At 60.6% G+C, this 22,584-nt stretch carries 23 protein-coding genes and 1 tRNA gene; 10 read left to right on the forward strand and 14 right to left on the reverse strand.

Features of this window, described 5'->3' with window-relative positions; genetic code table 11:
- Positions 1 to 45 precede the first annotated feature (45 nt).
- The 4 genes from ACK9YZ_RS18755 to ACK9YZ_RS18770 are packed head-to-tail and all read right to left on the reverse strand — an operon-like array spanning position 46 to position 2,405.
- Positions 46 to 474 (reverse strand): DUF1178 family protein, encoded by a 429-nt coding sequence (locus tag ACK9YZ_RS18755; protein ID WP_216756068.1) that lies wholly within the window; start codon positions 472 to 474, stop codon positions 46 to 48.
- A complete protein-coding gene (locus ACK9YZ_RS18760) occupies positions 471 to 1,328 on the reverse strand; it encodes a carbon-nitrogen hydrolase family protein (RefSeq protein WP_216756069.1) in 858 nt (285 codons plus the stop codon). The genes ACK9YZ_RS18755 and ACK9YZ_RS18760 overlap by 4 nt, the downstream gene beginning before the upstream one ends.
- A 9-nt stretch (positions 1,329 to 1,337) precedes the next feature.
- The gene (gene grxC, locus ACK9YZ_RS18765) at positions 1,338 to 1,595 is read right to left on the reverse strand and encodes a glutaredoxin 3 (protein WP_216756070.1); all 258 of its coding nucleotides are present in this window, start codon (positions 1,593 to 1,595) and stop codon (positions 1,338 to 1,340) included.
- Between the two features lie 33 nt (positions 1,596 to 1,628).
- Positions 1,629 to 2,405 carry a ComF family protein gene (locus tag ACK9YZ_RS18770; protein WP_416064797.1) on the reverse strand — a complete coding sequence of 259 codons (777 nt, stop codon included), beginning with the start codon at positions 2,403 to 2,405 and terminating at the stop codon, positions 1,629 to 1,631.
- A gap of 77 nt (positions 2,406 to 2,482) precedes the next feature.
- On the opposite strand from ACK9YZ_RS18770, the gene ACK9YZ_RS18775 reads away from it, so the two are divergent.
- Positions 2,483 to 3,367 carry a methyltransferase domain-containing protein gene (locus tag ACK9YZ_RS18775; protein ID WP_416066773.1) on the forward strand — a complete coding sequence of 295 codons (885 nt, stop codon included), beginning with the start codon at positions 2,483 to 2,485 and terminating at the stop codon, positions 3,365 to 3,367.
- Positions 3,368 to 3,381: 14 nt separating this feature from the next.
- On the opposite strand, the gene ACK9YZ_RS18780 is transcribed toward ACK9YZ_RS18775, so the two are convergent.
- The 6 genes from ACK9YZ_RS18780 to ACK9YZ_RS18805 form a co-directional block, all read right to left on the reverse strand.
- Complete coding sequence (locus tag ACK9YZ_RS18780) at positions 3,382 to 3,549, reverse strand: Flp family type IVb pilin (RefSeq protein WP_183734245.1); 168 nt, start codon at positions 3,547 to 3,549, stop codon at positions 3,382 to 3,384.
- Positions 3,550 to 3,618: 69 nt separating this feature from the next.
- Positions 3,619 to 3,957: a hypothetical protein gene (locus ACK9YZ_RS18785; protein ID WP_007825505.1), complete on the reverse strand. Its 339-nt coding sequence runs from the start codon at positions 3,955 to 3,957 to the stop codon at positions 3,619 to 3,621.
- A 123-nt stretch (positions 3,958 to 4,080) separates the two neighbouring features.
- Entirely contained in the window at positions 4,081 to 4,494 is a 414-nt protein-coding gene (gene mutT / locus ACK9YZ_RS18790) for an 8-oxo-dGTP diphosphatase MutT (RefSeq protein ID WP_183805984.1), read from the reverse strand.
- On the reverse strand, positions 4,491 to 5,297 hold the full coding sequence (locus ACK9YZ_RS18795) for a GNAT family N-acetyltransferase (RefSeq protein WP_183734250.1): 807 nt from the start codon (positions 5,295 to 5,297) through the stop codon (positions 4,491 to 4,493). Before ACK9YZ_RS18795 ends, mutT begins: the two co-directional genes overlap by 4 nt.
- The gene (argJ, locus tag ACK9YZ_RS18800) at positions 5,278 to 6,519 is read right to left on the reverse strand and encodes a bifunctional glutamate N-acetyltransferase/amino-acid acetyltransferase ArgJ (RefSeq protein ID WP_416064798.1); all 1,242 of its coding nucleotides are present in this window, start codon (positions 6,517 to 6,519) and stop codon (positions 5,278 to 5,280) included. Before argJ ends, ACK9YZ_RS18795 begins: the two co-directional genes overlap by 20 nt.
- Positions 6,520 to 6,635: 116 nt before the next feature.
- Positions 6,636 to 7,520: a peptidylprolyl isomerase gene (locus tag ACK9YZ_RS18805; RefSeq protein WP_416064799.1), complete on the reverse strand. Its 885-nt coding sequence runs from the start codon at positions 7,518 to 7,520 to the stop codon at positions 6,636 to 6,638.
- 248 nt (positions 7,521 to 7,768) lie between these two features.
- Between ACK9YZ_RS18805 and secA the strand changes: the two genes are divergently transcribed.
- The 3 genes from secA (at position 7,769) to ACK9YZ_RS18820 (ending at position 13,336) form a co-directional block, all read left to right on the forward strand.
- Positions 7,769 to 10,486 carry a preprotein translocase subunit SecA gene (secA, locus tag ACK9YZ_RS18810; RefSeq protein ID WP_416064800.1) on the forward strand — a complete coding sequence of 906 codons (2,718 nt, stop codon included), beginning with the start codon at positions 7,769 to 7,771 and terminating at the stop codon, positions 10,484 to 10,486.
- Positions 10,487 to 10,642: 156 nt separating this feature from the next.
- On the forward strand, positions 10,643 to 12,058 hold the full coding sequence (locus ACK9YZ_RS18815) for an oligosaccharide flippase family protein (RefSeq protein WP_416064801.1): 1,416 nt from the start codon (positions 10,643 to 10,645) through the stop codon (positions 12,056 to 12,058).
- Positions 12,059 to 13,336, forward strand: a complete 1,278-nt coding sequence (locus ACK9YZ_RS18820) for a GNAT family N-acetyltransferase (protein ID WP_216756076.1) — start codon at positions 12,059 to 12,061, stop codon at positions 13,334 to 13,336. It abuts the gene before it with no gap.
- Here the strand turns inward: ACK9YZ_RS18820 and ACK9YZ_RS18825 are convergent.
- Positions 13,333 to 14,970: an AMP-binding protein gene (locus ACK9YZ_RS18825; RefSeq protein WP_416064802.1), complete on the reverse strand. Its 1,638-nt coding sequence runs from the start codon at positions 14,968 to 14,970 to the stop codon at positions 13,333 to 13,335. The two genes, ACK9YZ_RS18820 and ACK9YZ_RS18825, sit on opposite strands and share 4 nt — an antisense overlap.
- A gap of 224 nt (positions 14,971 to 15,194) precedes the next feature.
- Between ACK9YZ_RS18825 and ACK9YZ_RS18830 the strand changes: the two genes are divergently transcribed.
- On the forward strand, positions 15,195 to 16,175 hold the full coding sequence (locus ACK9YZ_RS18830; protein WP_216756078.1) for an aldo/keto reductase: 981 nt from the start codon (positions 15,195 to 15,197) through the stop codon (positions 16,173 to 16,175).
- 117 nt (positions 16,176 to 16,292) lie between these two features.
- Here the strand turns inward: ACK9YZ_RS18830 and ACK9YZ_RS18835 are convergent, their stop codons facing one another.
- Positions 16,293 to 16,871 (reverse strand): TetR/AcrR family transcriptional regulator, encoded by a 579-nt coding sequence (locus ACK9YZ_RS18835; RefSeq protein WP_416064803.1) that lies wholly within the window; start codon positions 16,869 to 16,871, stop codon positions 16,293 to 16,295.
- A gap of 124 nt (positions 16,872 to 16,995) precedes the next feature.
- Here ACK9YZ_RS18835 and ACK9YZ_RS18840 point away from each other — a divergent pair, with 124 nt between their 5' ends.
- Together ACK9YZ_RS18840 and ACK9YZ_RS18845 are read left to right on the forward strand one after the other, a co-directional pair.
- On the forward strand, positions 16,996 to 18,291 hold the full coding sequence (locus tag ACK9YZ_RS18840) for an MFS transporter (RefSeq protein ID WP_216756080.1): 1,296 nt from the start codon (positions 16,996 to 16,998) through the stop codon (positions 18,289 to 18,291).
- An 85-nt stretch (positions 18,292 to 18,376) separates the two neighbouring features.
- Positions 18,377 to 18,461: transfer RNA gene (locus ACK9YZ_RS18845), tRNA-Leu, on the forward strand.
- A gap of 115 nt (positions 18,462 to 18,576) precedes the next feature.
- Here ACK9YZ_RS18845 and ACK9YZ_RS18850 read toward each other — a convergent pair.
- Complete coding sequence (locus tag ACK9YZ_RS18850; protein WP_216756081.1) at positions 18,577 to 18,873, reverse strand: hypothetical protein; 297 nt, start codon at positions 18,871 to 18,873, stop codon at positions 18,577 to 18,579.
- A 157-nt stretch (positions 18,874 to 19,030) separates the two neighbouring features.
- Between ACK9YZ_RS18850 and ACK9YZ_RS18855 the strand changes: the two genes are divergently transcribed.
- Positions 19,031 to 20,776, forward strand: a complete 1,746-nt coding sequence (locus ACK9YZ_RS18855; RefSeq protein WP_216756082.1) for a cation:proton antiporter — start codon at positions 19,031 to 19,033, stop codon at positions 20,774 to 20,776.
- A gap of 130 nt (positions 20,777 to 20,906) precedes the next feature.
- Here the strand turns inward: ACK9YZ_RS18855 and ACK9YZ_RS18860 are convergent, their stop codons facing one another.
- On the reverse strand, positions 20,907 to 21,209 hold the full coding sequence (locus tag ACK9YZ_RS18860; RefSeq protein ID WP_416064804.1) for a hypothetical protein: 303 nt from the start codon (positions 21,207 to 21,209) through the stop codon (positions 20,907 to 20,909).
- Positions 21,210 to 21,407: 198 nt separating this feature from the next.
- Between ACK9YZ_RS18860 and ACK9YZ_RS18865 the strand changes: the two genes are divergently transcribed.
- Complete coding sequence (locus tag ACK9YZ_RS18865; protein WP_216756084.1) at positions 21,408 to 21,998, forward strand: YqaA family protein; 591 nt, start codon at positions 21,408 to 21,410, stop codon at positions 21,996 to 21,998.
- A 22-nt stretch (positions 21,999 to 22,020) separates the two neighbouring features.
- On the forward strand, positions 22,021 to 22,536 hold the full coding sequence (locus ACK9YZ_RS18870) for a disulfide bond formation protein B (protein WP_416064805.1): 516 nt from the start codon (positions 22,021 to 22,023) through the stop codon (positions 22,534 to 22,536).
- Positions 22,537 to 22,584: the final 48 nt, after the last annotated feature.

Below are 22,584 nucleotides of genomic sequence, written 5' to 3' on the forward strand. Positions count from 1 at the left end.
CGCGCCGCATGCAGGCAAAATTATAAAAGACCAGCCGGCCGCATATCAGTTCACGTCTTCGGGCAAGACGGGCAAGGCAGCGATATCAATGCCCTCATCCACCAGCGACTGCGCTTCATCGGGTGTCGCCTGGCCAATAATGCCGCGGGCTTCCGCCTCGCCGTAATGGATCTTGCGTGCCTCCTCGGGAAAGCGGGTTCCGACATCTTCGGAATTCGCCTTGATCGCGGCAACGGCTTCCTTCAGCTTCACAAAGGCTTCGCGGCGGGCCGTATCCATGGCGACGACCTGCATCTCATCCTTCTTGCGTGCGGTCGAAACGGAAGGCGCCATGAGCGACTTGGAGATGGAGCCGGAATTGCAGACAGGACAGGTCAGAAAACCACTCGCGACCTGGCGATCGAAATCGGCACTTTCGGAAAACCAGCCTTCGAACTCGTGGGCATTCTCACAAATAAGGGAATAGCGGATCAAGCTGCTACGCCTCCTGAAACATCCCCCGCAATCTTCTCGATGGAAAACTCCCGGCCGTTCTTAAGGTTCGGAATCTTGTCATGTGCAGCCTTCACAGCGGCCGGATCGATCTCCGTCAGAATGACCGCCTCGCCGAGCGGGCCGGCCGAAGCGAGCACCTTGCCCCAGGGATCGACGATCATCGAATGACCGAATGTCTCACGGCCATCCTCATGCAGGCCGGCCTGTGCTGCGGCGATGATGAAGACGCCGTTTTCGATGGCGCGCGCGCGCAGCAGAATTTCCCAATGTGCCTCGCCGGTCTGCTTCGTGAAAGCGGCCGGAACGGTCATCACTTCTGCGCCGGCAACCGCCTGCGCACGGAAAAGCTGCGGAAAACGCACGTCATAGCAGATGGTGAAACCCATCTCGGCGAAAGGCAGCGACAGCACGCGTGCCTCAGACCCCGGTCGGTAGGCGGCGCTTTCGCGCCAGCTTTCACCATTGTCGAGATCGACATCGAACATGTGGATCTTGTCGTAGCGGTTCCGGATCTTGCCGTCAGGTCCGAAGAGGAAACCGCGATTGGCCATCTTGCCGTCATCGAGTGCAATCGCCGTCGAGCCGACATGCATGTAAATGCCGAGTTCGGCAGCGAGCGCCGAACCGGTCCTGACGATGATGTCATTGCTCTCGTCGCGCAGCACTTCCTTTGCCGCTGCGCGGTTGCGCTGCAGCATGCCGGTCATTTCCGGCGTCTGCACGTAAATCGCACCCTTTGCGGCGGCTTCCCGGACGAGGCGCACCATCGAAGCGGCATTCCGCTCCGGATCGACACCTGAGCACATCTGGATGGCGGCGGCCGTGAAACTCATCGCTTTTCCTCAGGCGGCCAGCAGCGGATCGAGCTTGCCGGCACGATCGAGCGCGTAGAGATCGTCGCACCCCCCGACATGCGTGGCGCCGACGAAAATCTGCGGAAAGGTGGTGCGGCCATTCGACTTGCCGAGCATTTCCTGGCGAAGCTCAGGCGAGAAGGTCGCGTCATGCTCGACATAGTCCACGCCTTTCTCTTCAAGCAGAGATTTGGCGCGTGTACAAAAGCCGCAGAATTGCCGTGTATAGATGGTAACGGGTACCATGAATGGTCTCCAGACGGTGCTGTTTTCTCATTGTCATATAGTTTCTGCAAAGGCCCTTGCAAAGGTCAAAACCGTTATATCGGCAGCACCTGCCTTGCGCAGCACCCGCGTTGCCGCATCGACTGTAGCACCCGTCGTATAGACATCGTCGACGAGGACGATGCGCTTGCCGAAGACATCATTTTCTTTGTCCCTGGCAATCGCAAAGGCGCCTCGAACATTGTCTTCTCGCGCCCGCACACCAAGACCGACCTGCTGGTTGGTGCGCTTGACGCGCAGAAGGGTCGCTGGCAGCAGCGGCTTGTCCGCAAGCCGCGCCAGATGCCGGGCAAGCTCCGCCGCCTGGTTGAACTTGCGCGAGATCATACGCGTGCGATGCAAAGGGATCGGAACGACGGCGTCACAGCACTCGACCATGCCGTCCGAGGCACGCAGCATCCAGCCCGCCATCATCGGCGCGAGATCCGTGCGATCCCGGTATTTGAGGCCGTGCACGAGACTGCGCACGGCAGTGTCATGGACGGCTGCCGAACGCAGACGGTCGAAAGGCGGTGGATTGGCGATCGCCTCGGCGCTCAGGATGCCGGCGCCGAGATCATGTGAAAAGGGAATGCCGAGCACCTCACAATAAGGCCGCTCGATGAAGCGGACGTCGGACCAGCACTTTGGACAGAGCCCACGATGGCCGCCCGTCGAAATACCACAGGCCGCGCAGGCCGGCGGATAGACAAGATCGGCAAGCATGGAGAGAGGCCGCAGAAGCTGCGCCCATATCCGTCCCTTCGCTCTTTCCGTCTCGATCATCCCCATATGAGGGAGACTAGCGTGTCACGAGCCAAAGGAAAATCGCCTTGCCGCCTGTCGGACAGGGGAATATGGACATCGCCATGGATATCATCTTCGACAAGGCGCAGATCGCCGCAAATCGTCACCGCGCGCTCGCAAATAATGATCTGAAGGCAGGTTTCCTGCTCGATATCGCCGCCGAGGAACTGGCAGACCGCCTGGCCGTCGTCGAGCGCACCTTTGAACATGCGGTGGAACTGCATGGCGCAACGGGCGCAGCTGCCCGTGCGGCGATGGCGACCGGCAAGGTAGGCAGCCTCACCCGCGTGGAAAGTGACATCAGCTATGTCACTTCGGGCGAACTCTTTCTCGAAGCGCCGCTCGAAGACGTGCCGCTCGCCCCCCAATCGGCCAATCTGGTAATTGCACCGCTCAACCTGCACCTGACCAACGACACGCCCGGCGTCTTCATCCAGATCCGCCGCGCGTTGAAGCCGGACGGCCTGTTCCTGGCTGCCATTCCGGGCGCCGGTACGCTGCAGGAACTGCGCGAGGTGCTGCTGGCGACTGAGATCGAGATGACCGGCGGCGCAAGTCCGCGCGTCATCCCCTTCGCCGATGTCCGCGATGTCGGCGGTCTGCTTCAGCGCGCGGGCTTTGCCCTGCCCGTCATTGATGCAGAGAATTATATTGTCCGCTATGATTCAATTTTTCCGCTGATGCGTGATCTGAGGGCGATGGGCATGGCCAATCCCCTGGTAGCCCGCAGCCGCAAGCCGCTGACGCGCGCCTTCTTCCTGCGCGCCGCCGAAATGTACGCAGAGCGCTATTCGGACCCCGACGGCCGTATCCGCGCGACATTCTCGTTGATCTACGTGTCGGGCTGGGCACCGCACGAAAGCCAGCAGCAGCCGCTGAGGCCGGGATCGGCCAAGGCACGACTTGCTGACGCTCTCAAAGTGGAAGAGCAGAAGCTCAAGCAGTGAATCCAGTGGACTGCTCAGTTGATCGTCAGGTTATTCTCGACGGTGTTGAATACGCCTAGCAGGCCATTGGTGAACACGCCCAGCCCCCCAATGAGGGCAGCCGCCATCAGCGCTGCGATCAATCCATATTCGATCGCCGTTGCACCACGTCCGTCTGCCAGAAATTTCTTCAGCAAATTCATCAACCCAACCCTTCTGTGCGCAAGACGGCAATGAAATTCACGGCTCCCCGGGACGGGAGCTTCATTTCCTCAGCAGCCGGCGCCGACGCCGTAGCCCTGAACGACACAGACCGACCCAGGCGTATCCTGGAGGACGCTGCGGCGGATCGTATAGCGCTTGCCGTTCTCGCTTTTCGGGCCATTCTCGGTTTTCGGGATGGAGCCGGTGGTGATCGTGTCGAAATCAGCCGGCGCGCTGGCGAGCACGCTCTTCTTGGAAGAATCCGCCAGCATCGGCGTCAGGATGAGGGTGAGCGCCACCACGGCCGTGCCGAAGAGAAGGGCAATATTGAGCGCCCCCGTCCTGCGCGAAGCAGACGAAGAAGCGCGTTCCTTCTCGCGCACAGCTTTCCAGAAATCGTCGTCCATGACGTCAAGCCCTTAAATACACACGCCAGTTGCTTGAGTGAGGCCGATCATTGCCAGAAGGTGCTAAATGATCGATTAATATCCACAGGCGAAATCGACGTTTCGCATTAATAATCAGAAAAGCTAAAGTAAATCCTGCAGCACTGGGATGAGCGGCTCGTCGGCCGGCGGCATCGGGTAATCGCGCAGCGCCTGCGGGCGCACCCATTTGATCGCCTGTCCCTCACGACCGTGTGGAATGCCTTCATAACGGCGGCAGACGTAAAGTGGCATCAGCAGATGGAATGTGTCGTAGCTGTGACTGGCGAAGGTCAGCGGCGCAAGACATGGTACCTTGGTCGTGATGCCGAGCTCTTCGTTCAACTCGCGTACCAGCGTCTCCTCCGGTGTCTCGCCGGATTCCACCTTGCCGCCGGGAAACTCCCACAGGCCGGCAAGCGACTTGCCTTCCGGCCGCTGTGCCAGAAGAATACGCCCGTCCGTGTCGATCAGCGCGCAGGCGGCGACCAGAAGCAGCCTCTTTCCGGCTTCGCTCATTCGCAGCGCTCCTGCCAGTAGCAGTAATGATAGGCATCACGGAAACCAAGGCGCTCATAGAGTGCAATCGCCGGCGCGTTGGAAAGCTTCACCTGCAGCCAGGCAGTCCGGGCGCTGCGCATCCGCGCCCAGCGTAAGGCCGAAGTCAGGATTTCTACGCCGAGACCCCTGCGGCGATGCCCATCGGCAACCGAAAGCGACATGATGCCGGCAAGATCGTTGTCCTGCACGCAGAGAACCGTTGCCAGCGAGCCAAGGATGGCATCCTCGATCATGAAAAGGCCTGATGGCGGCTTGATTGCCGAGATGATCTCGGCAAGCGCCGGCTTCAGCGATACTGGCGCCTGATCGACCGCAAGATTGGCATCGACGAACCGGCCGACATCGTGGGTCGGGAGATGATCGAGCGTATCGGGCAGATCGGCCTGCGAGAGATCGCAGACCATGACCGCCGTCTCATCGAAACGCTCCCATCCCTGCTCCTTGAGCAGGCCGATCAGAACAGGCGAGGCAAGAGGCGTCTCGCGTACGATAGCGGGACGGCCATAGGCCTCGAACTTGCGGCTTGCCTTCTCCAGCCTGATCTCGACATCACGATGGTCGGAAGGATCGAGCGGCACGATGGAGTTCAGGCGGTTGGAAGGATGGCCCGCGGTCAGGCGGACCTGCCAGCTTCCGTCATATTGCACGGATGCAGCCGGCCAGGCACGAAAGCCCACGGCCTCCAGCCGCCGGACCAACGGCAGGTTCTGCTTCGGAAGAGATGCCTGCATCAACGAACGGTCAGCTCCGGTAGTCGCCATTGATCGCAACATATTCCTTGGTGAGGTCGCAGGTCCAGACCGTAGCCTTGCCCGAGCCAAGGCCAATGTCGACTTTGACAGGAATATCCTGCTTCTTCATCACCGCGGAGGCGGCATCTTCGGAGTAGGCAGGATCGCGCTCGCCGTTGACGGCGACGCGCACATCACCGAACCAGATGGCGAGCCGATCGCGGTCGGCCATTTCGCCGGCCTTGCCGACGGCCATGACGATACGGCCCCAATTGGCGTCTTCACCGGCAGCCGCAGTCTTGACCAACGGCGAATTGGCGATGGAGAGAGCGATCGTCTTGGCGGCGGCATCGCTCTCCGCACCGGTCACGGTGATCTCGAGCATCTTCGTGGCGCCCTCGCCGTCGCGGGCGACCTGGATCGCCAGATCCTTGAGGAGTTCGTTGAGGGCTGCGCGGAAAGCGCCGAGCTGCGGATCGTCCGCGCTCACGATGCGCGCCTGTCCGTCAGCTGCCGCTGCACCCGTCGCAAAAAGCATCAGCGTGTCCGAGGTCGAGGTGTCGCTGTCGACGGTCATCGAGTTGAAGCTCGGCTCGACGCCGGCAGACAGCAGCGACTGCAGGGCAGAGGAAGCGATATCGGCATCCGTGACGACGAAAGAAAGCATGGTCGCCATGTCGGGCGCGATCATGCCGGCACCCTTGGCAATGCCGTTGATCGTCACTTTGACGCCGTTGATTTCGGCAGTGCGGGTCGAAACCTTCGGATAGGTGTCGGTGGTCATGATGGCCTTGGCGGCCTCGAACCAGAAGTCACCGGCGGCATCGGCATGCATCTTGTCGAGCACGCCGGAAAATTTGGTGGCGTCGAGCGGTTCGCCGATGACGCCGGTCGACGCGAGAAAGATCTCATTTTCGCTGCAGCCGACGGCTGCAGCGGCCGACTTTGCCGTCAGCTCGGTCGCAGCGCGGCCCTTCATGCCTGTAAAGGCATTGGCATTGCCTGAATTGACGACGACGGCACGCGCCGTGCCATGCGGCAGGTTGGTCCGGCAGAAATCGACCGGTGCGGAGGGGCACTTCGACTTCGTGAAGACGCCGGCAACGGCAGCCGGAGCGTCGAAGACCATCATCAGCACGTCCGTCCGGTTCTTATACTTGATGCCGGCTGAAGCGGTCGCCATGCGCACACCGCGAAGTGCTGGCAGCGAGGCAAAGGTTTTCGGGGCAAGCGGAGAAACGGTAGCGGACATGGGATGTGACCTGCCAATGAGCATTTCCAAGTGAAATAAAACCGGTGCGCCATCCGGAAATGCGACAACAACAATGATAGTGAAGGGTCCGGAAGAACCGGACCCAAATCTAATGATTACTGCTGCGGTGCCGGTGCCGGCGCGGGTTCTGCACCCGGCTCAGGCTGCTTGTTTGCGTCTTCGTAACCCTTGCGGAGCGTTTCGTCCGTGATATCGACCTTGACCGAAGCTTTCGCCTGGTTCAGGAGCGCAAGATACTTGTCGCGCATGACGAGCTGACGAACCTGATCCTTTACCTGTTCGAACGGCGGCGGCGGAGCGTCGCGCTTATCTTCTACCTTGATGACATGGTAGCCGAAATCGGTCTTCACAGGGGTCTTGGAATAGGTGCCCTTCTCAAGCGCGAAGGCTGCGTCCTCGAATTCCTTGACCATGCGGCCGCGGCTGAAATAACCGAGGTCGCCGCCGTCATCCTTGTTCGGATCGGTGGACTTTTCCTTGGCGAGTTCGGCAAAATCCTTACCGGCGTCGAGCTGCTTGATGACGTCCTTGGCCTCATCCTCGGTCTTGACGAGGATGTGGCGGGCGTGAACTTCTTCCTGCTTCGGCAGCGCGGCGACTTCCTTGTCGTAGCGTGCCTTCACCTCGGCATCGGTCACGGTGTCGACGACATGCTTCTTGAAGTAGGCGTTGTGAAGTTCGCGGTCGGTAAGATACTGCATGCGCTTCTTGAAATCATCAGTCTGGTCGAGCTTCTCGGCAGTAGCGTCGGCAGCAAGCAGCTTCACGTCGATGGCGGCAGAGAGGGCGGCGACCTTCTTCTGGTCGTCGGGGAGCTGCGCGAGCTGCGGATCGAGATTGGCCACAGCCAGATCGAGTTCCGACTGGTGGATTTCCAGATTGCCGACCTTGGCGACGACGGCATCATCGGCATAGGCCGGAGCCTGGAAGGCGACGAAGGCCGTAAACGCCAGCGCAGCAAGTTTGTTGGTGCTCAACATCAAATAACCCTTCACAATTATACCCGCCGGCTTCAGCTTTCGTGAATCCAGCCCGAAAACAGCCTTCAACACCGGAATGTGGCCTTTCTATATCAGCCAAATCCGTTGACATCATTTGCCCCCCCTCTTATCTGTCACGCAACCTCGCGTCCAGAACAGTTTCCGGGCGTTTTCAAGCGTGCGCCTGTTTTTCGGCTGGGTAGCGAATAAGAAACGTCGGGGAAGAATATTCAGAAAGGACCAGTCATATGGTCAGCTTTGGCGGTATTGCCCGCAAGTTATTTGGCTCTGCCAACGATCGTCGCGTGCGGTCCTTCCAGCCGAACGTCGCCGCAATCAACTCTATCGAAGAGAAGACCAAGGCGCTGACGGATGAGCAGCTCGCCGCAAAGACGCTGGAGTTCCGCGCACTCCTCGCAGAAGGCAAGACCTTGGACGACATCCTGATCCCGGCCTTCGCGGTCGTGCGCGAGGCCTCCCGCCGCGTCCTTGGCCTGCGACCTTTTGACGTACAGCTCGTCGGTGGCATGATCCTGCATTCCAATGCCATTGCCGAAATGAAGACCGGCGAAGGCAAGACGCTGGTCGCCACCCTGCCGGTCTATCTGAACGCGCTTGCCGGCAAGGGCGTGCATGTCGTCACTGTCAACGACTACCTGGCTCAGCGTGACGCGGCGACCATGGGCCGTCTCTACGGCTTCCTCGGCCTGACCACCGGCGTCATCGTCCACGGCCTTTCCGATGAAGAACGCCGTGACGCTTACAACTGCGACATCACCTACGCGACAAACAACGAACTCGGCTTCGATTATCTGCGCGATAACATGAAGTACGAGACGAACCAGATGGTCCAGCGCGGCCACAATTTCGCGATCGTCGACGAAGTGGACTCGATCCTCGTCGATGAAGCCCGCACGCCGCTGATCATCTCCGGCCCGCTCGATGACCGTTCCGACCTCTACAACACCATCGACACCTTCATTCCGCTGCTGTCGCCGGAGGATTACGAAATCGATGAAAAGCAGCGCTCGGCGAACTTCTCCGAAGTCGGCACCGAGAAGCTGGAAAACCTGCTGAAGCAGGCCGGCCTCCTGAAGGGCGCTTCGCTCTATGACATCGAGAACGTCGCGATCGTCCATCACGTCAACAATGCGCTGAAGGCCCACAAGCTGTTCCAGCGCGACAAGGATTACATCGTCCGCAACGGCGAAATCGTCATCATCGACGAATTCACCGGCCGCATGATGCCGGGCCGTCGTTATTCGGAAGGCCAGCACCAGGCGCTCGAAGCCAAGGAAAAGGTGCAGATCCAGCCGGAAAACCAGACGCTGGCTTCGATCACTTTCCAGAACTATTTCCGCATGTACGACAAGCTTGCCGGCATGACCGGTACTGCTCAGACGGAAGCGGAAGAATTCGGCAACATCTACAATCTCGATGTTCTCGAGGTGCCGACCAACCTGCCGATCAAGCGCATTGATGAAGACGACGAGGTCTACCGGACCGTCGAAGAAAAATACAAGGCGATCATCGCCGAGATCCTGGACGCTCACAAGCGCGGCCAACCGGTGCTCGTCGGCACGACCTCGATCGAGAAATCGGAGTTTCTGGCAGAGCTGATGCGCAAGCAGGGCTTCTCGAACTTCCAGGTTCTGAATGCCCGCTACCACGAGCAGGAAGCCTATATCGTCGCCCAGGCCGGTGTGCCGGGTGCCGTGACGATCGCCACCAACATGGCCGGCCGCGGTACCGACATCCAGCTCGGCGGCAACCTCGACATGCGTATCGAGCATGAGCTTGGTGAGGTCGAACAGGGTCCCGAGCGCGACGCCAAGGTCGAGGCAATCCGCGAAGAGATCAAGCAGCTCAAGGAAAAGGCGCTTGCCGCCGGCGGTCTTTACGTCATCGCCACCGAGCGTCACGAAAGCCGCCGTATCGACAACCAGTTACGCGGCCGTTCCGGCCGTCAGGGCGACCCCGGCCGTTCCAAGTTCTACCTGTCGCTGCAGGACGACCTGATGCGCATCTTCGGCTCCGACCGTATGGATAGCATGCTGCAGAAGTTGGGCCTCAAGGAGGGCGAGGCGATCGTCCATCCCTGGATCAACAAGGCTCTGGAGCGTGCGCAGAAGAAGGTCGAGGCCCGCAACTTCGACATCCGCAAGAACCTTCTGAAGTACGACGACGTCCTGAACGACCAGCGCAAGGTCATCTTCGAGCAGCGCGTCGAGATGATGGAAGCTCCGAATATTTCCGAAACCGTTTCCGACATGCGTCGCGAAGTGGTCGACGACCTGGTCACGACCCATATCCCGGAACGCGCTTACGCCGAACAGTGGGATGCCGCCGGCCTGAAGACGCAGGCCGCCGACATCCTCAATCTCGACCTTCCGATCGAGGACTGGGTGAAGGAAGAAGGCATCGGCGAGGACGACATCCGCGAACGCCTGATGGAAGCCACGAACGCTGCCTTCAATGAGAAGGTCGAGCGTTTCGGTCCTGACATCATGCACTATGTCGAGCGCCAGGTCGTCATGCAGACGCTCGACCATCTGTGGCGAGAGCATATCGTCAATCTCGACCACCTGCGTTCCGTCATCGGTTTCCGTGGATATGCCCAGCGCGATCCGCTGCAGGAATACAAGTCGGAAGCCTTCGAGCTCTTCCAGTCGCTGCTCAACAATCTGCGCCAGGCCGTCACCGCGCAGCTGATGCGCGTCGAGTTGGTGCAGCAGGCTCCGCCGCAGCCAGAGCCGCCCGTCATGCAGGCGCATCATCTGGACCCGACGACCGGCGAGGACGAATTCACGAATACGACCTATCAGGCGCTTGAGGTCACGGTCCCGCCGGAAAACCGCAACCCCGACGATCCCGCGACCTGGGGCAAGGTCGGCCGCAACGAAGCCTGCCCCTGCGGCTCGGGCAAGAAATACAAGCACTGCCACGGTGCTTTCGAACAGGTCTGAGAATGGCGCCTTCGGGCGCCATTTTCTTTTGCCTTTCTCCCATTTTTGGACATCAGCCGCAGGTAGCCCGGTATCCCTGACAATACCGTTTCTTAACCCTGCTCTGGCAAGACTTGTCGGTGCGAATGCCCTGCCCTTAGAGTTTTGCGTGTTAAAATGGCGGTCATAGAAACAGCGGAAAAGATGCTGCCCGCAGGGCTGCGGCCGATCGCCGGCCGTGCGTTGCGCACGCTTGCCGCGGTGCTGACCGGACGGGGCGATAAGGCGACCGCGCAGCGCATGGCGTTGACCGCCTTCTCGATCCGCATCCTCAGCGCCGCACTCGCGTTCCTGTCGCAGATCGTGCTCGCCCGACTGATGGGTGAATATGAATACGGCATCTTCGTTTTCGTCTGGGTGCTGGTCGTCCTCTGCGGCGATCTTTCCTGCCTTGGTTTCCACACCGCGATCGTGCGCTTCCTACCGCAATATCGCGCGGCCGGCGCCTTTGCCGAAATCCGCGGCCTGACGGGCACTGCCCGCATCTTTTCAATGCTCTCGGGCACCACCGTTCTCATCGCCGGCATGCTCGGCCTGCATTTCTTCGGCGACAGGATCGAAAGCTATTACCTTGTGCCGATCCTCCTCGGCCTTATGGCCATGCCGATGATCGCGCTCGGCGATGTCCTCGAAGGTACGTCACGGGCCAACCATTGGCCGGTCATGGCGCTCAGCCCGGTCTATATTGTCAGGCCGGTCCTCATCATCCTCTTCATGCTGGCTGCCATCCTTTTCGGCGCGCCGCACACGGCGGTTACCGCCATGCAGGCAGCACTTGCGGCAACCTTCGTCACCGCTCTCGGCCAATACGCTGCCACGCTCTACCGGATGCGCAAGCATTATGATGCCGGCCCTCGCAAAGTGGATTTTCTGGAATGGCTCGGTGTCGCCTTCCCAATCTTCCTGATCGAAGGCGTGAGCTTTCTGCTGACCAATTCCGATGTCGTGATCGTTGGCATCTTCCTGGAACCGCATGACGTCGCGATCTATTTCGCGGCCGCCAAGACCATGGCGCTGGTGCATTTCATCAATTTCTCGGTGAAGGCTGCCTCCGGCCCCCGCTTCTCCTCCATCATCGCCGAAGGCAACCAGACCGATCTTGCGGTCGCCGCTGTCGATGCAGCCCGCTGGACGTTCTGGCCGGCTCTCGGCGTCGGTCTCGCGGTCTTGGCGGCCGGGCATCTGCTGCTGTCGCTTTTCGGCGGTGCCTTCACGGCTGGTTACATGCTGATGGCGATCCTGCTTGCCGGCATCCTCGCCAAGGCGCTGGTCGGTCCCGCCGAGACGCTTCTGATGATGGCGGGCAAACAGAACCTCTGTGTCGCTCTCTATGCCGGAGCGCTCGCCGCCAATGTCGGCCTCAATATCCTGCTGATCCCACACTACGGCATCGTCGGCACGGCGATCGCCACCGCCTCCGCCATGGCCGTAGAAGCGATCCTGCTGCATGTCTTCGTGCGCCGCGCGCTCGGCTTCACGCTTTTCGCCTTCGCAACCCCTTCCGCCGCAACGCCAGAAATGAGAGCCCGATAGATGGTACGCGTACCACCCATCACCGAGAGCACCGACAGCATCGCGAACCGCATGGTTCACGATCTTGCCGCGCTCAAGTTCGAAGCGCCACAGGCCGAAGCGCGGATCGAAATCGGCCGGCCGGGCCGTGAACTCTGCCTTTACCCCGGCAAGCTCGGCTACGATCTGCAGGAGGAGCTGGACTTCCTCTCCAACCGCGCAATGGAGCCGAACGTCTTCTTCAGCGGCCGTTTCCTGGCACCTGCCATGCCTCGTTTGGAAGACCGGCAGGTCAATTTCGCCATTATCAGAGATCAGAACGAACATCGCAGCCGCATGCGCCTGCTCATGCCCTTCTCGGTCGACAAGCCCGGCTTTGCCGTCGGCCCGTCGATCATCCGCGGCTGGGCAAACAGCTTTGGCCCGCTCGGCACCCCCTTGGTTGATGCCGAGGACGCGGCCGAGACGCTGGACAATCTCTTCGAAGGCCTGATCACGCCGGACCTCGGCCTGCCGGGCACGCTGGTGCTGCCGGACGTACGCCTGAACGGCATCTTCGTGCGCATGGCAAAGGCGGTGGCGCTCAGCCGCAACCTGCCATTGACCATCGCCAATCCGTATCAGCGGCCGATGCTGCAGAGCGATGACGACGCCATGGTCTATCTCGGCCGCACCGTATCCTCCTCTCATTTGCGCGAGATGCGCCGCCAGTGGCGGCTGCTCGAGGAACTCGGCACGGTCGTCCACACCGTTGCCCGCCAGCCGCGCGAGATCCACATGCGCTTCGAGGAATTCCTGGCGCTGGAGGCCGGCGGCTGGAAGGGTAAGCGCCGCAGTGCGCTGGTTACCGACCGCTATCATACCGCCTTCGCCCGCGAGGCCGTCTCCAACCTGGCGGAAGTCGACGCCGTGCGCATCCACACGATCGACCTCAAAGGCAAGGCGATTGCCTCGGTCGTCGTGCTGATGATGGGCGGCGAGGCCTATACCTGGAAGACAGCCTATGACGAAAGCTATTCCCGCTATTCCCCGGGCAAGCTGTTGATGAGCGAACTGACGGAATGGCATCTCGACGACGCCAACGTCGTGCGCTCGGATTCGTGCGCCGTCTCCGATCATCCGATCATGAGCCGCTTCTGGCAGGAGCGCGAGGAGATGGGCACGCTGGTGATCGGCCTGACGCAAAATGGCGACCGCGACATGCGCCAGGTCGCCGCCCAGCTTCACATGTACCGCAGCACCCGCAACATGGCGAAGATGCTGCGCGAGAAGATCATGTCGCTTGCCGGCCGCGGCTAAGTTTCAGCCTCCGCTGCAGCCTTTTCGCGCAACAGTCGACGGATCACCTTGCCCGTTGTCGTCAGCGGCAAAGCATCGACGAATTCGACCTCGCGCGGATATTCGTGCATTGAAAGCCGCGTTTTCACCCAATCTCGTATTTCCGCTGCCAATTCCACGCCGGGACTATAACCAGGTGAAAGCACGACGTAGGCCTTGACGATTTCGGTTCGCAGCGGATCAGGCTTGCCCACGGCAGCGGCAAGCTGCACGGCCGGATGGCCGATGAGACAGTCCTCGATCTCCGCCGGTCCGATGCGATACCCTGACGACGTGATCACATCGTCGTCGCGACCGGCGAAGGTGACATAACCTTCCTTGTCCTGCAGGCCGATATCGCCGGTCAGCAACCAACCTTTGGCATATTTCCTCTCCGTCGCGTCAGGATCGTTCCAGTAGCCGAGGAACATCACCGGGTCGGGACTGGCAATGGCGATCTGCCCCTGCTCGCCGACCGGCAACTCATCACCCTCATCGCTGACAACAGCCACTTTGTGGCCGGGTGAAGCGCGCCCGATCGCTCCGGCCTTCGTCACGCCGAAGGCAGCGCTCGAGGACAGCACGAAATTGCATTCCGTCTGCCCGTAAAATTCGTTGACGATGATGCCGAGCGTGCGCCGCGCCCATTCATAGGTTTCACGTCCCAAGGACTCGCCCGCCGAGCCGATGGTGCGCAGCACGAGATCATATTTCAAGCGCGGTTCCTCGACGGATTTCAGGAGGCGCAGCGCCGTCGGCGGAATGAAGGCGTTGCGCACCTTCATCTCGGCCATGATGCGATAGGCCATGTGGGCATCGAACTTCTGAGCCGGCGAGGAGACGACAGGCACGCCGAGCAGCAGGCTCGGCAACAGCGCATTGAGCAAGCCGCCGGCCCAGGCCCAGTCGGACGGCGTCCAGACCTTGTCTCCGGCCTGCGGGAAACCTTCATGGACGAATTGCATGCCGGGAATATGGCCGGCGAGAACCCGGTGACCGTGCAGCGCGCCCTTCGGCGGCCCAGTCGTCCCCGACGTGAAAATCATCAGCGCCGGCTCATCCGGTCCCGATTGCGCGATGTCGAAGACAGGCGGATAGGCCGAAACCAGATCGGCAAAGCCGAACGTACCAGCCGAGGCTCCCTCGATGCTGACGACATGTTGGATGTCAGGCAGACGATCGCGGATCTGGTTGATGCGTGTAAGCCCGAAGCCGTTGGTGACGACAGCTTTCGCACCCGCAGCCTTCAGCCGGTATTCCAGCGCCTCGACCCCAAAGAGCAGCGCAAGCGGCAACGCGATCGCGCCCATCTTGTAGATCGCCACATGCGAAATGACCGTCTCGAAGGATTGCGGCAGGAGCAGCGCCACACGATCTCGCCTGCCGATGCCAAGTGCTGCGAGCGCGTTGGCGAGGGACGAGGAGTGAGCGGCAAGTTCGCCGTAGGTCAACGACAGATGATAGCCGTCGGCACTGAAATGCTCGAGGCAGACGCGATACGGATCGTACGCGGCCCAGTCGTCGCTGACGGCGCGGCCGATATTGAAATCCTCTGATATCTGCCAGGAGAAATCGCGGTAGAGCGTGTCGTATCGATCGCCGGGCGGCAGTTTCATATGCATGATCCAGTAGAATGCTGCACCAGCTAACACCTCACTGCGCAGATGCGCAAGCGATGTAATCCGCAAGGATGAGACGACATTCCGCCGACTCATCACGTATTATTGCGCTAACTGCAGAACACCTTCTCCGCTGCGCTTGCAGAGACTTCGACGATTTCTGCTCTACATCATGCGTATGCGTCTGGGGCGTCGCTGAAGTTCACTACGGAGCACCTTTCATGGAATATGTAAAACTCGGGAAGACCGGTCTCGAAGTCTCGAAGATCTGCCTCGGCTGCATGACCTATGGCGATCCCAACCGTGGAAACCATGCCTGGAGCCTGCCGGAAGAAGAAAGCCGCGCATTGCTCAAGCAGGCGATCGATCTCGGCATCAATTTCCTCGATACGGCAAACACCTATTCCAACGGCTCCTCCGAGGAGATCGTCGGCCGCGCCATAAAGGATTTCTCCAAGCGCGAGGACATCGTGCTCGCCACCAAAGTGTTCAACCGCATGCGCCCCGGCCCGAATGGCGCCGGCCTGTCGCGCAAGGCGATCTTCAACGAAATCGACAACAGCCTGCGCCGCCTCGGCACAGACTATGTCGACCTCTACCAGATCCACCGCTGGGACTACACGACACCGATCGAGGAAACGCTGGAGGCCCTCCATGATGTCGTAAAGGCCGGTAAGGCACGTTATATCGGCGCCTCCTCCATGTATTCCTGGCAATTTGCCAAGGCGCTCTACACTTCCCGCCTCAACGGCTGGACGGAATTCGTCAGCATGCAGGACCACCTGAACCTGCTCTACCGCGAGGAAGAACGGGAAATGCTGCCCTTCTGCGAGGATCAGAAGATCGCCGTCATTCCCTGGAGTCCGCTTGCCCGCGGTCGTCTGACCCGTGACTGGGACGAGACGACCAACCGCAGCGAGACCGACGAATTCGGCAAGACGCTTTATAAGCAGGCCGAAGATGCCGACCGCAAGATTGTTGAGAAGGTCGCCGAGATCGCCAAGGCCCATGGCATTTCGCGCGCGCAGGTCGCCACAGCCTGGATCCTGCAGAAGAGCGCCGTTACAGCACCGATCATCGGCGCATCCAAGCCGAACCACCTGAGAGATGCCGTCGGTGCGCTGACGGTAAAACTGAGTGCTGAGGATATCGCCGCACTCGAAGCGCCCTACATTCCGCACAATGTCGCCGGCTTCAAATAAGCCGCCGTCCCGCCGCTTGAAGGATGGTTGAGGCACGCAGGCGGCGATCCGATCACACCCGCCAAACAACGGAGATCATAAGACAAGAAGTTTCAAGTCTGATAGATCGCACACGGTTCAAGGTTGCTGCTCCGGGTCGAGCTTGCGGCGCATCGTGACCAGAAACTGTTCAGCAAGTGCCCGGTCCTCGACCGCCCGGGCAAGGATAACGGCTCCCATCATCGAGGAAAGCGTTGTCGTCGCATTGGCGCGGCGCGCCTCCCTGGTTTCGCCAGGCATAATATCCTCCAGCACATCGACCAGCGTGGACAGTCCCTCGCTGAAAGTCGCGCGCACCGCGCCTTCGCTGCGGCTGACTTCCTGGATCAGCGAGGCGAACACGCAGCTTCCGCCGGGATCGTCGACCGTACGCCGGTGGATGTAGTGATCGAGCAGCGCCTGCAGTGGCCGGTCGGGGTGGTCGGCAATCTGCTCGCGCCAGCGCTCTTCCACGCGCTCGATCAGCTTGCGGCTGACCTCCAGCGCAAGGTCGTCCTTCGATTCGAAATGGCCGTAAAACCCGCCATGCGTCAGGCCCGCGGCCTTCATGATGTCGGCAACACCAACGCCGTCGAAACCGTTTTCGCGGAAGAGCACGCTGGCAGCCGTCAGGATCTTCTCGCGGTTTTCTGCAAATTTCTCGCGGCTGACCCGCATTTTTCGTCTCCGGAAATGGTCGCTTGACAATTTATATGATGTCCATCATCAATACGCAACAAATATGATGACCGTCATCTAAAACACTCTTGTATGGTCCCCACGTCACAAACGGAATTTGCCCATGGTCTCTGCAGTCCTTGCATCATCCCTTGCCCGACGAAACATTCACTATGGATGGGTCGTCGTCGCTGCCACGTTCCTGACCATGCTGGTAACCGCCGGCGCGATGGGCGCGCCGGGCGTGCTCATCAAGCCGCTGCAGGATGAATTCGGCTGGGAAACCTCGCAGATCTCGTCTGCCCTTGCCATCCGCCTCATCCTCTTCGGCCTGATGGGTCCGTTTGCGGCAGCCTTCATGAACTATTTCGGCGTCCGCAAGGTCATTGTCTTTGCGCTCGCGCTGATCGGTGCAGGCTTCATCGGCTCGTTGTTCATGACCGAGCTTTGGCATCTGCTGGCGCTCTGGGGCATCGTCGTCGGCTTCGGCACCGGGCTGACGGCCATGGTACTGGCGGCCACGGTTTCCACACGCTGGTTTGTCAAGCATCGCGGCCTCGTCGTCGGTATGCTCTCGGCAAGTTCGGCAACCGGCCAGCTCGTTTTCCTGCCGCTGATGGCAGAATTGACCGAACGCTATGGCTGGCGCGCCACGGTCTTCTTCGTCTGCGCCATGATCATGGTCGCCGCCCTTCTCGTACTGCTCTTCATGCGCGACCGCCCCTCGGACGTGAATCTGCCGTCGGTCGGCGAAACCGAGGTTGCGCCGGCCCCGGCCCGAGGCACGCTCGGCGCAGCACTTGCAACGCCGATAACGGTTCTCAGAGACATTTCGACGACCTCGACCTTCTGGATCCTATTCGCCACCTTTTTCATCTGCGGTCTCAGCACCAACGGCCTTATCCAAACGCATTTCGTCACACTCTGCGGCGATTTCGGTATCATGCCGGTCGCAGCCGCCAGCGTTCTCGCTGTCATGGGCATTTTCGATTTCTTCGGGACGATCGGTTCCGGCTGGCTCTCCGACCGCTTCGACAATCGCTGGCTGCTCTTCTGGTATTACGGCCTGCGCGGTCTCTCGCTGCTTTTCCTCCCCTTCAGCGATTTCAGCTTCTACGGCCTGTCGATCTTCGCCGTCTTCTATGGCCTCGACTGGATCGCCACCGTGCCGCCGACCGTCAAGATCGCTGCCGACCGTTTCGGCCGCGAAAAAGCCGGCCTCGTCTTCGGCTGGGTCTTTGCCGGCCACCAGCTCGGCGCTGCAACCGCCGCCTATGGCGCCGGGCTGTCGCGCACCGCCCTGGAAAGCTACCTGCCCGCTTTCTTCATCGCCGGCGCCTTCTGCCTGCTGGCCTCGGTCCTGGCGATCACGCTGAAGAAATCCGGCCTTACCGGACCGGGCGCAACGGTCGCCCACTAAATACCGAATTCGAAACAGCTAAACTTCGCCCGCCGTCTTGCACGCGCGGGCGAACGCATGTTAGACAGCCGCCTCGTATTTCGCTGCCCCATTGGCGGAATTGGTAGACGCGCTCGACTCAAAATCGAGTTTCGAAAGAAGTGCTGGTTCGACCCCGGCATGGGGCACCAAATATCTCTTAAATGGCTTTATGTTTCGCCCGCACCCCGAAGGGCGAGGGCATAAGCCTTGGTGATCGATGTTGAGCTCCCAGCGAAGTGGAACGCCGAGCCCTCAGTTCAGTCTTTAGTCACAACGGCGCACCGTTTTTGTGACAGTGCCTTCGTCGGTCTGACGGGTGATGCTACGCGTGTAACAGCGGTCACGGTCCCGATCGCGCCAGCGATCCCGTTCACGCACCGCGCCGAACGTAATGCCGCGATCGCTGATGGTAACGCCGGGACGAGCCCGGTCACGGTCATAATGGTCATATCCGTCATAGGAGCGCTCGCGGGTGACGGTCACGCTATCTGCCATTGCGGGCGCTGCAGCCGAGCCCAGGGCAAGGGCAGCGATTGCGCAGTTGATGATGATCTTTCGCATCTCTCTTCTCCTTGTCTTCATGTTAGAGGCAACGACACAGGACCTTAGTGGTTCCGACCAAAAGCCGGCCATTTAGGCCTAATCTATCCAAATCAACTCTTTAACTTTGACGGCGCTTCATCCTAAAGTGCCGGCCGCGGGCATTTTGAGAGGGCGGATGCATCAGGAAGCGGGACTCATTGCGACGGTAGCCATAAGCTTCGTCTTTGCGGCGGTTCTTGGCTATTGCGCCGACAGGCTGCGACTGCCGCCACTGGTCGGCTATCTCTTCGCCGGCATTCTCATGGGACCATTCACACCGGGCTTTGTCGCCGACACGGAGCTTGCGAGCCAGCTCGCCGAAATGGGTGTGATCCTGCTGATGTTCGGCGTCGGCCTGCACTTCTCCGCATCCGATCTTTTGGCCGTGCGCGGCATCGCCGTACCGGGCGCCATCGGCCAGATCCTGCTTGCCACCCTACTCGGCGTCGGCCTCGGCGAACTCTGGGGCTGGAGCCTCGGCGCCGGCATCGTCTTCGGCCTCAGCCTTTCGGTTGCCAGCACGGTCGTGCTCCTAAAAGCGCTGGAGGAGCGCAATCTCGTCAATACCGCCGGCGGGCGCGTGGCTGTCGGCTGGTTGATCGTCGAGGATCTCGCCATGGTACTGGCGCTCGTGCTGTTGCCGGCCCTCGCCGAACTTCTGGGCGGGCATGCGAGCGACGCCGCCTCGCATGGCCTTGACCTGCCGCTTTCTGCCACCATCGCACTCACCTTGCTGAAAGTCGCATCCTTTGCCGCCATGGCGATCTTCCTTGGGCCGCGCATCGTGCCCTGGCTTTTGACGCTGATTGCCCGTACCGGCTCGCGTGAACTCTTCACGCTCACCGTGCTCGCCATCGCGCTCGGCATTGCTTTCGGTTCGGCGGCAATCTTCGGCGTTTCCTTTGCACTCGGCGCCTTCTTCGCCGGCGTGGTCATGAGCGAATCCCATCTCAGCCATCGCGCCGCCGCCGATTCCCTGCCGCTGCAGAATGCCTTCTCGGTGCTGTTTTTCGTTTCCGTCGGCATGCTCTTCGATCCGTCGATCATTGTGCAGCACCCTCTGGCTGTGATCAGTGCTCTGGCACTGATCATCGTCGGCAAGGCAATCATCTCCTTCGGCATTGTAGCCCTGCTGCGCTATCCGATCGGCATGGGCCTGACGGCAGCCGGCGGCCTTGCCCAGATCGGCGAATTCTCCTTCATCCTCGCCGGCCTCGGCGTTTCGCTCGGGCTCCTGCCGCATGAAGGACAGGATCTGATCCTCGCCGCCGCGATTCTCTCCATCACACTGAACCCGATCGTCATCTTCGTAGCGGAGAAGCTGAACCGCAACATCAAGGTGAAGTGGCCACGTCTCTACGAAAGCTACGGGCGAAAGAACCAGGATGCCCTGGCGCGGGAACTGGAAAAGATCCGGGCGCTCGGCGAGGAGCGCGCGCGCCAGCATCATCTGCGGATCCAGCAGCTGGTCGAGACCTTCCCGCTCTTTTCCGAAGCCGGCGAGGATGCGCTTGAGGAGCTGCTCCTGCTGTTCAACCCCAAACTCGCCTCGCCCGGCGAACGCGTCATCCGCCGCGGGGATCGCGGCGACAGCATGTATTTCATCTCCTCCGGCGCGGTCGAAGTACGGCTGGCAAGCGGAGCAGTGCGGCTGGAGCCCGGCGCCTTCTTCGGCGAAATGGCGCTGCTCAGCGGCGGACGCCGCACGGCCGATGTCATCGCCGTGGATTTCTGCCAGTTCGAAGTGCTGGAGCGGCGTGACTTCAACATGTTCATGTCACGCCATCCGCATCTGCGTGCGATCGTCAGCGAAATGGCACAGAAGCGCACCGAAATGAACGTGATGCGCCAGCAGTGGGAAAAATCCATGGATCTGTCGTAAAAAGCGCCGCGGCACGCAGGCCGTAGCGCTCTCAAGCGGGTTTTATCAAGGTAGGATTACTTGTTGTCCGGGCGAGCGTCGCTCATCGGCCGCTGTTCCCGCATATCTCACGATCGGCAGGCAGACCTGATCACGCTGTCGCGATGTCGTCCATCTTCGGCCAGTAGAGATCCGAACGGTAATCAGCAGGGATCGGATCGAGCCTGGAAATCGCCTCGGCGGCAAAATCGATCTGCATGGCAAGATATTTGAGTACGGCCGGCATCGGCACGCCGGCGGCAAATTCCATGACCCGTGAGCGGCTATAGCCGCTGGCACCAAGGCGCCGCACCGCCTCGCGGCGAACATCCTCACGATCCGGCCTCCGGCTCTCGGCTTCACGATCCTGCTGTTCGGCCACGCCGAGCCCGCCCTCTATTACCCTCAATCGCATGGCATGCCACCCAATATTTCGACTCGCATAAGCTTGCCGCAGATTCGCCGGATTGCCATCTCGCGAAATCTTGGGAGACATGCCCACGGCAGATCACAAAAATTTTTCAACGAGAACGCCTCGAAGCCGCAGGCCGAGCATTTACAGCGTCATGATCGCCCCCTAATGCTTTGTGCGTCGCAACAAGGAAGGAAACGGATGCTCCGCAGACTTTACGACTGGACCATGTCTCTGGCCTCGAAAAAATCGGCCGAAGTCTGGCTCGCCGTCATCGCCTTCGTCGAAAGCTCCGTCTTTCTGGTCCCCGCTGACGTGCTCTTCCTGCCGATGGCGCTCGCCAAGCCCGAGCGCTCCTATCGCTACGCGATCGTCGCCACCATCGCCTCGGTACTCGGCGGTATCGCCGGTTGGGCACTCGGCTATTATGCCTATGAAACCGTGGCGAAGCCGGTTCTGGAATTCTACGGAAAGCTCGATCAGTTCGAGCAGATGAAATCCTACGTCACCTACGAGACCATCCTGCTGCTGCTCGTCACCTCGGGTCTGGCGCATTTGCCGCCGATCAAGATCGTGACGATCCTGTCCGGCGTCATCCATGTCAGCCTGCCGCTCTTCATCGTTTCGGCGATCATCGCCCGCGGCGCCCGCTTCCTGTTCCTTGCATGGCTGCTGCGCCGTTACGGTGAGCCGATCCGCCATTTCATCGAGAAGCGTCTCGGCCAAATCGTCGGCATCGGCGCGGCGGTCGTGATCGTGCTATATCTAGCGTACCGATACTTTGCCCACTGAGCCAACTTCGCGGAGTTCCGCCATGAATGCCCCCACCTCGTCGCTTGCCCGCCTGGGCTTCGCTCTCTCGCTGCTGCTTGCCATCGGCATGGCCGTGGTGGTCGGAACGGCCCTCGGCTTTCAGTATATCGGCGGTTACATTCCCTGCGCACTCTGCCTGCTGCAGCGTCAGCCGTATTACTACGGCATTCCGATCGCGATCGTCGGCGCAGTGGCCGCTCTCGTCGGTCTGCCCAACTGGATGACGCGCGCCATCATTCTTGCCGTCGGCATCCTGATGCTCGTCGGCGCGGGCATGGGCGTCTATCACGCCGGCGTGGAATGGCATTTCTGGCCCGGCCCCGCCACCTGCTCGACCACGGCCAGCAGCATGACCACCAATGCCGGCGATCTCCTAAGCGAGCTGAACACGATCAAAGGCCCGTCCTGCACGGATGCAGCACTGCGGGTTCTCGGCCTGTCCTTTGCGGGCTGGAATGTGATCGCGAGCCTGATCCTCGCAGCCTTCGCCTTCTGGAGCGTGAAGAAGACAGCGTAAGACGCTTAAAAGCAGGTCGCGCAAAAGTGCGCAGCGGCTTTGCGACAA

This window comes from Rhizobium sp. ZK1 (genome assembly GCF_047782645.1).
GTDB lineage: Bacteria > Pseudomonadota > Alphaproteobacteria > Rhizobiales > Rhizobiaceae > Rhizobium.